This window comes from Sphingomonas sp. ABOLG (assembly GCF_003950435.1).
Taxonomy (GTDB): Bacteria; Pseudomonadota; Alphaproteobacteria; order Sphingomonadales; family Sphingomonadaceae; genus Sphingomonas; species Sphingomonas panaciterrae.
In genome coordinates, this window is the sequence record NZ_QQWW01000002.1 from 27,312 (window position 1) to 38,925 (window position 11,614).

The 11,614-nt window shown below is 67.7% G+C and carries 11 protein-coding genes; 6 read left to right on the top strand and 5 right to left on the bottom strand.

Going from position 1 to position 11,614, the window contains the following annotated elements:
• Window position 1: 1 nt before the first annotated feature.
• On the bottom strand, window positions 2-1,627 hold the full coding sequence (locus CA236_RS02160) for an ATP-binding cassette domain-containing protein (protein ID WP_125944377.1): 1,626 nt from the start codon (window positions 1,625-1,627) through the stop codon (window positions 2-4).
• The gene (cydD, locus tag CA236_RS02165) at window positions 1,624-3,252 is read right to left on the bottom strand and encodes a thiol reductant ABC exporter subunit CydD (RefSeq protein ID WP_206430492.1); all 1,629 of its coding nucleotides are present in this window, start codon (window positions 3,250-3,252) and stop codon (window positions 1,624-1,626) included. Before cydD ends, CA236_RS02160 begins: the two co-directional genes overlap by 4 nt.
• Before the next feature lie 150 nt (window positions 3,253-3,402).
• On the opposite strand from cydD, the gene CA236_RS02170 reads away from it, so the two are divergent.
• From CA236_RS02170 to CA236_RS02185, 4 genes are all read left to right on the top strand, one after another.
• Window positions 3,403-4,971, top strand: coding sequence for a cytochrome ubiquinol oxidase subunit I (locus tag CA236_RS02170; protein ID WP_125944379.1), 1,569 nt, complete (start codon window positions 3,403-3,405; stop codon window positions 4,969-4,971).
• Between the two features lie 16 nt (window positions 4,972-4,987).
• Entirely contained in the window at window positions 4,988-6,127 is a 1,140-nt protein-coding gene (cydB, locus tag CA236_RS02175; protein WP_125944380.1) for a cytochrome d ubiquinol oxidase subunit II, read from the top strand.
• A gap of 15 nt (window positions 6,128-6,142) precedes the next feature.
• Window positions 6,143-6,265 carry a cytochrome bd-I oxidase subunit CydX gene (gene cydX / locus CA236_RS02180; protein ID WP_082102901.1) on the top strand — a complete coding sequence of 41 codons (123 nt, stop codon included), beginning with the start codon at window positions 6,143-6,145 and terminating at the stop codon, window positions 6,263-6,265.
• Between the two features lie 83 nt (window positions 6,266-6,348).
• The gene (locus CA236_RS02185) at window positions 6,349-7,068 is read left to right on the top strand and encodes a Crp/Fnr family transcriptional regulator (protein ID WP_346962756.1); all 720 of its coding nucleotides are present in this window, start codon (window positions 6,349-6,351) and stop codon (window positions 7,066-7,068) included.
• A gap of 16 nt (window positions 7,069-7,084) precedes the next feature.
• Here the strand turns inward: CA236_RS02185 and CA236_RS02190 are convergent, their stop codons facing one another.
• Window positions 7,085-7,630 carry a hypothetical protein gene (locus tag CA236_RS02190; RefSeq protein WP_125944381.1) on the bottom strand — a complete coding sequence of 182 codons (546 nt, stop codon included), beginning with the start codon at window positions 7,628-7,630 and terminating at the stop codon, window positions 7,085-7,087.
• A gap of 128 nt (window positions 7,631-7,758) precedes the next feature.
• On the opposite strand from CA236_RS02190, the gene ubiM reads away from it, so the two are divergent.
• A complete protein-coding gene (gene ubiM / locus CA236_RS02195; RefSeq protein WP_164518831.1) occupies window positions 7,759-8,940 on the top strand; it encodes a 5-demethoxyubiquinol-8 5-hydroxylase UbiM in 1,182 nt (393 codons plus the stop codon).
• Window positions 8,941-9,057: 117 nt separating this feature from the next.
• Window positions 9,058-9,771, top strand: a complete 714-nt coding sequence (locus CA236_RS02200) for a sterol desaturase family protein (protein ID WP_241212507.1) — start codon at window positions 9,058-9,060, stop codon at window positions 9,769-9,771.
• Window positions 9,772-9,779: 8 nt separating this feature from the next.
• Here the strand turns inward: CA236_RS02200 and CA236_RS02205 are convergent, their stop codons facing one another.
• Window positions 9,780-10,454 (bottom strand): trimeric intracellular cation channel family protein, encoded by a 675-nt coding sequence (locus tag CA236_RS02205; protein WP_241212485.1) that lies wholly within the window; start codon window positions 10,452-10,454, stop codon window positions 9,780-9,782.
• A gap of 26 nt (window positions 10,455-10,480) precedes the next feature.
• A complete protein-coding gene (gene bsh, locus CA236_RS02210) occupies window positions 10,481-11,455 on the bottom strand; it encodes a choloylglycine hydrolase (protein WP_125944383.1) in 975 nt (324 codons plus the stop codon).
• Window positions 11,456-11,614 lie beyond the last annotated feature (159 nt).

Genomic DNA, 11,614 nt, shown 5'->3' on the forward strand with positions numbered 1-11,614 from the left:
ATCAGGCAGCGAGTTGCGGCAGCGGGTGATCGCCGGCGAGAAGATCGATCCGGCGCTGGCAGGTGGCGACCATCGCGGGCCGATGGCTGACCAGCAGGAGCCCCTGACCGGTGCGATTCAGCCGCTGCGCCAGCCGCGCGGCCACCAGCTGTTCGGTCGCCGCGTCCAGCCCTTCGCTCGGTTCGTCGAGCAACAGCCAGGGCGCCGCGCTCGCATAAGCGCGGGCGAGGGCGAGCCGCCGGCGCTCACCGCCGGATAGCCGCGCGCCATTCTCGCCGACCCATCCGTCGAGCCCGCCGAGCGCGCGCACGCGATCGTCGATCGCGGCATCGTGCAGCGCCTGCCACAGCGCGTCGTCGGACAGCGCCGGATCGGCGAGCAGCAGATTGTCGCGCACAGTGCCCGAGAGCAGGGCGGCATCTTGCGGCGCCCAGCCGAAGCAGCGGCGGCGAATGACGGGATCGATCTGTGCCGCGTCATGCCCATGGAGCGCCATGCTGCCCGGCGCGGGATCTCGCAGGCCGAGCAGCGTTTCGAGCAGCGTCGTCTTGCCGGCGCCCGACGGGCCGATCAACGCGACACGCTCGCCGGAACGAAGGACGGCGCTGCAGGGGCTGGCGAGTGTGAGTGTCGGCGTGGCGGCAAGCGCAGCGGTTGGGGCGGGGGCGATCTGCGCGGAAGCACCGTCCAGGATGGCGTCGAGCCGGACCTCTGCCTCACGCACGCGTCCCTGCTCTACCAGGGCGCGCAGCAACGGCCCCAGGCCATCGATCGTCATCGCTGCGGCCAAGGCCGCCATCGCGGCGATCGGCGCGCCGGCGGGGGCAGCGAGGAACAGCGAGCTGGCGGCGGCCAGGCCGATCCCGCCGGCGTGAAGCCATTCGAACCAGCCTGCCGCTTCGGTATGCCGCCGCTGCGCTTGACCGAGCGCGCGCGCCTCCACGGTGATCCGGTCTGCGGCCCAATCCTCCAGCCCGAAGCAGCGAAGCTCCGGCGCGGCATCGACCAGCCGGGCGACTTCCTCGCGCAGCGCGCCGGCCGCCTGCTGAACCGCGCGACCCGGCGCATCCATGCGGCGGGACAATAGCGTGCCGATCACCAGGGTCGCCCCGGCGCAAGCCAGTGTCGCCAGCGCGGCGGGGATACCGCCGAGGATTACCAAACAGCCGCCGGCGCCGACAGCGGCGGCAATGCCCCAGGGTGCTGACAGGCGGACGAAGCGGCTCTCGATCGCGCCGACATCATCGACGAGGCGTGCGGTTGCTTCTCCGGTCCCGAGCGCCATCGCGCGGTGGACCGGCGCGGCGGCCAGCGCACGGTACAAGGCGGGCCGGATGCGTGCGAGCGCGCCGAACGCCGCCTCGTGGCTGGCCAGCCGCTCACCATAGCGCGCGCCGGTCCTGACGATCGCCAGCAGGCGGATGCCGGCGGATGGCAGCATGTAGTTGAAGGCCAGCGCCACCGCCGGCCCCGCTGCGCCGGCAATCGCGGCGGCGGTGATGAACCAGCCCGACAGGCCCAGGAGAACGACCGAGGCCGCGGCGACCAGCGCGGCAAAGAGCGATGCGCGCAGCAGCAGGCGATGCTGGGCGCGACGTTCGGCGGCGATCAGTGTGGCGAGGGTCACTGGCTGTCTCCGAGGCGGACGACATGGTCGGCGATCGCCGCAACGCGCTCGCTATGGGTGGCGAGGAGGGTGGTGCGTCCACGGCATGCGCCGGCGATGGTGGCGATCAGCGCGGTTTCGCTGGCGTGATCGAGATGCGCGGTCGGCTCGTCCAGCAGCAGCAACGGCGCCGGCTTCAGCAGCGCGCGGGCGAGTGCGATCCGACGTCGTTCGCCGCCCGACAGCCCGCTGCCGCGCGAATCGATTTCGCTGTCCAGCCCCGCCGGGCGGCGTGCCAGCATCGGTCCAAGCCCCGCGCCCTCGACCGCGGCGGCGAGATCGCGGGGCGTCGCTTTCGGGTTCGCGAGCAGCAGATTGTCGCGGATCGAGCCGGCGAGCAGCAGCGGGTGCTGCCCGGCCCAGCTGGCGAGCGGCGCGACCGTCCCCATCCTGTCGAGCGGCACGCCATCGACCAGCACCGTGCCGCTTTCCACCGGCGCGAGGCCGAGCAGCAGGTGGAGCAGGCTCGACTTGCCGCTGCCCGACGGGCCGACCAGCGCGATCGTCTGTCCGGGCGCGGCGGTGAACGAGAGGTTGGCCATCGCAGGGCGGTCGCTGTCGGAATAGCGGATCGTCACATCGTGGAAGGCGAGTGCGGGCGGGGCGGAAATCGGCCGCGGGCGCGCCGGGGTGAGCGGCGCGGGGAGCGCCATCAGCCGCTCCGCTGCGGTCTCGGCCGACTGCTTGTCGTGATAGGCGGCGGCGAGGCGGCGCATCGGACCATAGAATTCGGGTGCCAGCGCCAGCACGAAGAAGGCCCGGCCGAGATCGAGCTGTTCGGGCACGGGGAAGGGGAGTTGGCCGAGCAGGTTGAAGCCGCAATAGACCGCGACCAGCGCCACTGATAGCGCGGCGAAGAATTCGAGCGCCGCGGAGGACAGGAAGGCGACCCGCAGCACACGCATCGTTCGTTTGGCGAGCTCGTCCGCCGCTTCGCCCAGCGCATTCGCCTCGCGCTGCTCCGCCCCGAAGGCGAGCACCACCGGCAGGGCGCGCACGCGATCCGCAAAGCGGCCGGAAAGGCGCGACAAGGCGACGAACTGGCGGCGCGATTCATCCGCCGCGGCGCCGCCGGCGAGCGCCATTGCGATGACGAAGGGGATCAGCGTGCCGAGCAGGATCGCCGCCGATACCGGGCTGGCGATGGCGGTGGCGGCCAGTACCAGCAGGGGCGCCAGCACGGCCGCGCGTCGCGCCGGGAGGAAGCGGGCGACATAGCCGTCGAGCGCCTCCACCTCGTCAACCGCGGCAGTGATCCAGCCGCCCATGGTGGTGGCGCCACCCGGCGCGCGGTGAAGCGCGGCCTCCACCACGCGGCGGCGCACCTGCGCCTTCGACCGCTCGGCTGCAGCGGCGCCGATCCGCGCCGATGCCATGGCGAACAGCCCACGGGCCGCGCCGGTCACCGCGACCAGCGCCGCCCAGGGAAGGACGGCGGCGAGGCCATCCGGTACTGCGACCACGCCGCCCGCAAGGCCGGCGGCAAAGCCGATGGCGGCGAGCGTATCCAGCAGCAGCACGGCGCCGGCAGCGCCCGCGCCCGTGCCGGCCGCGGCGGTGAGCCACCGGCCGCGCGCACGGGCCATGGCCTTTGTCGATGGGATCGCAGTCATGCACGGGAGGTCGCTGCGAAACAGCGCCGGGTCTTTGACCACGGTCAATGTTGCGCGTGCGGCCCGGGCCTACCGCGCGGCCATCCAGGGGCCGACGTGCGGCCCCACGGGGGAGACATTTCAATGGACCTCGGGGTCACAGACCTGTCGCGGCTGCAATTCGCGCTGACCGCGCTGTATCACTTCCTGTTCGTACCGTTGACGCTCGGCCTGTCGTTCATGCTCGTCATCATGGAGTCGATCTATGTGATGACGAACCGCCCGGTGTGGCGGGTCGCGACTCGGTTCTGGGGCAAGATCTTCGGCATCAATTTCGCGCTGGGTGTCGCGACCGGGCTCACCATGGAGTTCCAGTTCGGCACCAACTGGTCGTATTTCTCGCATTATGTCGGCGACATCTTCGGTGCGCCGCTCGCGATCGAGGGGCTGATGGCCTTCTTCCTCGAGGCGACCATGGTCGGCATCATGTTCTTCGGCTGGGACCGGCTGTCGAAACTGGGCCACCTCATCGTCACCTTCCTGGTGGCGCTGGGCACCAACCTGTCCGCCTTGTGGATCCTGATTGCCAACGGCTGGATGCAGAACCCGGTCGGCGCGACCTTCAATCCCGAAACCATGCGGATGGAGGTGAGCGACTTTGGCGCGGTGCTGTTCAATCCGATTGCGCAGGCCAAGTTCGTCCACACCGTCAGCGCCGGCTACGTCATCGCCTCCGCACTCGTGCTGGGCGTATCGGCCTATTACCTGCTGAAAGGCCGCTTCATCCCCGTGGCGCGTCGGTCGATGACGGTCGCCGCGGCGTTCGGCCTTGCCTCCTCGCTGTCGGTCGTTGTGCTGGGTGACGAGAGCGGCTACGCGCTGACCGACAACCAGAAGATGAAGCTCGCCGCGATCGAGGCGGTCTGGCACACCGAGCCTGGCACCAGTGGCCTGACGCTGATCGGCTATCCCGATTCCGTCGCCCGCGAGACGCGCTACAAGGTCGAGATCCCGTGGCTGCTGGGCCTGATCGCGACGCGCAGCCTGGATGGCACCGTTGCCGGCATGTCGGAACTGGTGCTGAAGGCGCAGGAGCGGATCGCGTCGGGCATCATCGCGTATGATGCGGTCGAACGGTTGAAGACCGATCCCACCAATGCCGAGCAGCGCGCCCGGTTCGAGACGCACAAGCGCGACCTTGGCTATGCCCTGCTGCTGAAGCGGCATCTGGACGACCCGCGCCTGGCGACCCCGGCGCAGATCGAGGCGGCGGCGTGGGACACGGTGCCTGACGTCGGCCTGATGTTCTGGACGTTCCGCGTGATGGCGCTGATCGGCTTTGCGATGATCGCGCTGTTCGGTGCGGCATTCGTCCTGTGCTCACTACGGTTGCATCTGCAGAGCCGCTGGTTCCTGAAGCTGGCCGTTGCGGCCATCCCGCTGCCGTGGATCGCGGCCGAGATGGGCTGGATCGTCGCCGAACTGGGCCGCCAGCCATGGGCGATCGAAGGGGTCCTGCCGACGTTCCTGGCGCACAGCACGCTGAGCCGTGGTGCCCTGTGGACGACGATCGCTGGCTTCACCGCGCTGTATGGCGGCTTGGCGGTGATCGAGGTTCGCCTGATCCTCGCCGCGATCAAGCACGGGCCGGATGCGCGCGAGCCTGATCAGCCGGCGCCGGGACCGATTCCCGCCGAGCCCATTACCGCCTGAACGAAAGGATCGAACCATGTTCGACTATGAGACGCTACGCGTCATCTGGTGGGCGCTGATGGGCGTGCTGCTCATCGGCTTCGCCCTCACCGATGGGTACGACCTGGGGGTGGCATCGCTGCTGCCCTGGGTCGCAAAGACCGACGCCGAGCGGCGTATGGTGATCAACAGCGTGGGCCCGACCTGGGAGGGTAACCAGGTGTGGTTCATCCTGGGTGGCGGTGCGATCTTCGCGGCCTGGCCGCACGTCTATGCCGTCAGCTTCTCCGGCTTCTACCTGGCGATGTTCGTGGTGCTATCGGCGCTGATCCTGCGGCCGGTGGGGTTCAAATATCGCTCCAAGCGGCCGGACCCGGCGTGGCGCACGCGGTGGGACTGGGCATTGTTCGTCGGCGGCTTCGTCCCGGCACTGGTGTTCGGTGTGGCGGTCGGCAACGTGCTGCAGGGCGCGCCTTTCCGCATCGATAGCGACCTGCGCTCCTTCTACGAGGGCAGTTTCCTTGACCTGTTCACGCCCTTCACGCTGCTGTGCGGCCTGTTGTCGGTCGCGATGCTGGTGCTGCACGGCGCGGCATGGCTGGCGATCAAGGTGGAGCGTGGGCCAGTGCACGATCGCGCACGCGCCGTCAGCCGCGTCGCGGGGATCGCGACGATCGCGCTGTTCGCGGTCGGCTATGCCTTCGTCGCTTATGGCGACGTCGGGTATCGCATCACCAGCGTCGTCGATCCGGCCGGCCCGTCCAACCCGCTGCGCACCACCGCCGAACAGGTCGCGGGCGGCTGGCTCACCAACTTTGCGCTTTATCCCTGGATGGTGGCGGCGCCGCTGATGGGCTTCGTCGGTGCGGTGCTGGCGTTTGTCGGCATTCGCCGCGGCGCCGAGGTGCTGGCCTTTGCCGGCTCATCCTCCGCCGCGGTCGGGATCATCGCCACCGTTGGCTGTTCGATGTTCCCGTTCATCCTGCCGTCCAGCATCGACGCGCATTCCAGCCTGACGGTGTGGAACGCATCGTCCACGCACCGGACGCTGGGGATCATGCTGTTCGTTACCGTGGTCTTCCTGCCGATCGTGCTCGCCTACACTGCCTGGGCATACAAGGTGATGTTCGGCCGGGTGACGACGGAGGAAGTCCGCACCAACCCTGACTTCTACTAACAGGAGGCTGATACGATGTGGTATTTCACCTGGGTTCTCGGCCTTGGCCTCGCCGTCCTGTTCGGCATCCTCAACGGCATCTGGCACGAATTCCATCTGCCGATCGAGGATGACGACGAGGCGCCGGCGCGCCGGTGATCGACGCAGCACGGGGTGACGCGCGTGCGTCGCCCCGTTTTGCATGACAAGGCGGGGGCGACAGACCTGCGCCGCCGACCTATATGGCAGCCATGCTGGCCAAGGATATTTGTGCGGATTGCGCCGTGCGCGACCAGGCGCTGTGCGGCAGCCTAGACGATCAGGAACTCGTCGCGCTCAATTCGATCGGGCAGCGCCGCCGGGTGCCGCGCGGCGCCACCGTCATGTGGGCGGGCGATGAAAGCGTGATCTGCGCCAATCTGCTGTCCGGCGTGCTGAAGCTGGTGGCGTCGACCGCCGACGGGCGCGAGCAGATCGTCGGTCTGCTTTATGCCTCCGACTTCGTCGGCACGCCCTTTACCGATCACGCCGATTTCACGATCACCGCACTGACCGATGCCGAATTGTGCGTCTTCCCCCGCCAGGCGTTCGAGCGGGTGCTGGAGGATCATGCGCGCATGGAGCACGTGCTGCTGCAACGCACGCTGCGCGCGCTGAACGAGGCGCGCGGCCGGATGCTGACGCTGGCGCGCAAATCGGCGGAGGAGAAGATCGCCGGCTTCCTGCTCGACATGGCGTCACGCGCGGGCAGCACCGGATGCCGCGCGACGCCCGACGGGCCATTGACCTTTGACCTGCCGCTGACGCGCGGTCAGATCGCTGACGTGCTGGGGCTGACGATCGAGACCGTCAGCCGGCAGATGACGAAGCTGAAAAGCGCCGGCGTCATCTCGCTGCCCGGCGGGCGGGGGATCACCATCGCCGATCAGAACGCGCTGGAACTGCGCGCACAGGCGGCCTGAGGGCAGCGGCGGCGGGCTAGCCGGCGGCGGCCCGCCGGCCAAGTGCCTCGACCAGCAATGCGCGCCCCTCTGCGGTGAGCCGCTGGTGCGCGGCCGCGAGGATCGCCAGCTGTTCGAGCTCGATCGATGCGCGGCAGCCAGTGAAGAAACAGCGCAGCATATAGCCGAGCGTCGCCGCATCAGGCGTAGGCGTTTCGTCATCGGGCCGAAGCGCGGCGAGCAGTTCCTGCGCGTAAACGGTGTTGGCAACGCGCCGCGTCTCGATCAGCCGGGATAGTGCCGTGCCGAGCGGGTCAGTGCCGGACGGGCGCAGGAACGGGGCGACCGGGCAGCGATCATCGTCACCAGTTGCGATCACCATCTCCAGTCCGCTGCACAGCCGCGCGCACGTTGCCGGATCCGGCAATCCGGGCAGGGCGTCGGCGCATTGCTCCAGTGCGTCGCACAGCGCGGCGACGCCGGTGTGAAAGGCGACGAGGCGCATCAGGTCGACTTCCTGCACCACCTGCCAGCCACGCGAAAACGCCAGCACGAGGCCGGCAGAACGATCATGCCTCGTCACGGGCAAACTCCCTTTGTGCCGCAAGGCTAGCGTACGGTCCGCACGCGGCATTGACCGGGGTCAAACCGCCCGGCCGCCATGCCGTGCGATGCCGCCATCAGAATGATGATGATGGTGGGGCATGTCTGATGGATCATGATGTCGTGGTGATCGGCGGCGGGCCGGCGGGATTGGCGCTGGCCTGTTCGTTGCGCGGAACCGGCCTGCGGATCGCCGTGGTGGAGCGCCAGCCCGCGGACGTGCTCGCCAACCCACCAAGCGACGGGCGCGAGATCGCGTTGACCCATCGCTCCGTGCGCCTGCTGCAGGAGATGGGTGCGTGTCAGCATCTCGACCCCGCGATAATCGCGCCCCTGCGCGCGGCACGCGTGCTGAACGGCCGTTCACCGTTCGCGCTCTCGTTCGATCCGGCTGGCGGTGCGCAGGACTGGCTGGGGCAGCTGGTGCCCAATCATCAATTGCGCCGGGCGCTTTATCGAACCGCGTTCGAGGCCGGCGATGGACCGGCGGGGCTGGAACTGGTCGCCGGCGTTGCGGTGGATCGTGTGCGCACCGGGCCGGCGGCCGCAAGGGTGACACTGGCCGACGGGCGTGAGTTGCGCAGCCGCCTGCTGGTGGCGGCGGATTCGCGCTTCTCGAAGGTGCGCGAGCAGCTTGGCATTACCGCGTCGATCAACCGGCTCGGCCGATCGATGATGGTGTGCCGCGTGGCGCATGACCGCGACCATGGCGGCGTGGCGACCGAATGGTTCGATCATGGGCAGACCATCGCGCTGCTGCCGCTGCCGGGACGCACCTCGTCCATCGTGCTGACGCTGCCGGCGGGGGAGATCGAGCGGATCGCCAGCCTTGATCGCGCGGCCCTGGGGGCGGAGCTGACGATGCGGTCGGCCGGTCGGCTGGGGCGGTGCACGGTGGTGGAGGATCCGCACGTCTATCCACTTGCCACCACTTTTGCCCAGCACTTTGCCGCGACGCGCGCGGCGCTGATCGGCGATGCCGCGGTGGGGATGCATCCGGTGACGGCGCATGGCTTCAACCTGGGATTGCAGGGGCAAGCGACCCTGGCCCGGCTGATCCGCGAGGCGGTGAGCGCGGGGCGCGACATCGCCTCTGCGCTGCTGCTGCGCCGCTACGAGGCGGCGCATCGGCTCGCCACCCGCCCGCTTTACACCGGCACCAATCTGCTGGTGCGCCTCTACACCGATGATCGACCACTGGCCGGGGTGGCACGCCATGCGGTGCTGCGGGCAGGCGCACGCCTGCCGCTTGCCCGCCAGCTGATCAGCCGCTCGCTGATGCAGCGTTGATCCCCGTCAATGATCGCGCAGGTCCGCGGCGCTAGCCCGTCGCCCGAACAAGAGGTCGGGGGTATCGTGGACATTGTATCAAAGGGCTTTTGGCACCGGTCGCATCATCTCGACCGGATGACGTTGCGCGAGCTGGTGGTCGCCTATTTCCAGCATTACGCCATCCTCTGCTACCTCGCGCTGACCGCGCTTTCCATTGGCGTGTTCGTCATGCAGCCGGCGCCGGTGCTGCCGACGATCGCCACGATCGCGCTGATCGTCCTGGCCTATCCATTGATATGGTATTGCCTGCACCGCTGGGTGCTGCACTGCCACTGGATGTTCAAGGTGCCGTGGCTGGCGGCCACGTGGAAGCGGATCCACTACGACCATCACCAGGATCCCAACCATCTGGAGGTGCTGTTCGGCGCGCTCTACACCACGTTGCCGACGCTGCTGCTGGTGTCGGCGCTGCCGGGCTATCTGATCGGCGGGGTGGGCGGGGCGGCGGCCGGTTTTGCCACCGGGCTGCTGGCGACGTGCTTCTATGAGTTTTTCCACTGCATCCAGCACCTGTCGTACAAGCCGCGCGCGGGATGGCTGGCGCGGATGAAGGTGCGCCACATGGAACATCATTTCCATGACGAGGACGGCAATTTCGGCATCACCAACTTTGCCTGGGATCGACTGTTCGGCACGCTCTACACCCGCCGCGAACGCCCGCTGAAAAGCGCCACGGTGTTCAACCTAGGCTATACCCGCACGATGGCGGCCCGCTATCCCTGGGTGGCGCGGCGATCCAACGGCTTCGTTGCTGAGGGCCATCCGCGGCAGCGCCAGCGGCGGGGCTGAACGAGGTATCAAGTGGCGGCGTCGTCTCTTGGATCGCGCGAGGTCAGCGCAACGGGCAGCCGCCACCCGAAATGGATCGCCGCAACGCGCAGCGCGAAGCAGGCGAGGGCGGACAGGATGGCGGTGGGGACGAGCGGCAGGCGCAGCCAGCTGCCGGTGACCGCCAGCCCGGCGCCGAGGAGCGCGGCCACCGCGTAGATATCCGCCTGCAACACGCTTGGCGTGCGGGTGACGAGGATGTCGCGCGCCATCCCGCCGCCGATCCCCGTGACCATGCCGAGCAGCGCGGCCATCAGCGGGTCCAGTCCGTAGGTCAGCGCCTTTTCCGCGCCGGCGACCGAGAACAGGGCAAGGCCAGCGGCGTCGAACAGCTGGATGGCGGTGTGCAGCCGCGCCCAGGGCGAATACCAGAAGAAGATCGCCAGTCCCGCGGCGACCGATGTCGCCAGATAGCGCCAGTCGCTGATCGCAGTCGGCGGCACCGCACCGATCAGAACGTCGCGCATGATCCCGCCGGCACTGGACGCTGCGAATGACAGCACCAGGACGCCGAACACGTCCAGCCGCCGATGTACCCCCAGCATCGCGCCACTGATCGCAAACACGAACGTGCCCACCAGATCCATGAAGAACAGCAATTCGTGGACGGCCTGCTGCTCCAGCATCGCGCTGCTTGCGGTCACCAGCCGGTTCCTCCTGCTGCGCGCCGCTAGTTCTGCATCCTTATCTGCTGACCCTTGACCAGCGGGTAGACCGCAAGGTCATGGCCATCCAGATTCTCCTTGTGCATGTCGACGGCCGTAATCTGGCTGTTCTCGTAGGTAGTGTAATAATAGATGCCTGTGGCGGTGTTGCAGCATGATGAATAGATCGTGATCTCATATTTTTCGTCGCCGACATTGGCACACCCGCGTTGTTGCGCGACTGATCCCAGAATCTGGAAGAATTGGCTAATGGATTCTGATTCCGAGTCTCCGCAGACCGAGTTCATCTTGGTGAAGGTCGCCTTCACGAAGCGGGAGGGGGAGGACAGGTCACCCGGCAGCCCAAGCGCACCCATGCCGCGGCTGTAGATGTCGAAGGTGATCGCGCTGGAGAAATTGTTGGTCGGCGGATAACGCGACAGGTGCATGTAATTGTTCAGGTTGAACAATTGCATGTCGAAGGTGGGGTTGTTGGTCAGCACGCCGACGGGATTGTCATAGACCTTGAGCCCGTCACGCAGCGGCTCGACGGTGATGGAGCGGTCCCGATCGGCGATGATCCAGTGCAGGGGGGAGGTGGGCATCCCCTCGCTGAACGCCTCATCGAACAGGTTTACCGATGGAAGCGCGGCCTCAACCTCGGCCACCGTTTCGAATTGGGCCAGCACCCAGAGGACGAATTCAAACGAGGTGACGTTCGTCTTGCCGGCGGCCGCGGGCAGATAGGCGGCGTTCCCGCTGAACGCGAGTCCGGCCATGCTGAGGCCCTTCTCGTTGGTGCCGTCGTAATAGAGCGGGTAGTTGTTCGCGACGGTGGCCATGCCGATGATTGCGTGATGCGCCTCGATCGGTGGCAGCTTGCGAAGCGCGATCGGGAAGTTGCGCGGCGTGAAAGTGACGGCTTCGCCATACGACATTTCGTAATCGAGGTTGCGCCCGAAATAATGATCCTTGGTGGTGAAGCTCAGTCCGGTGCACATTGCCGTTCTCCGTCCCGCACTTGCCGACAGTGCGCGATGATGCGCCGCGGGAGGGGACGGTGACTGCTTCGGTCCCGCACAGGGCAATGTCTATCTTCGGGAAAGTACGCAGCGTGCGGTCCCGGTTAGTCTCCGTTTGCCAATAGCGAAGGGGCAGCC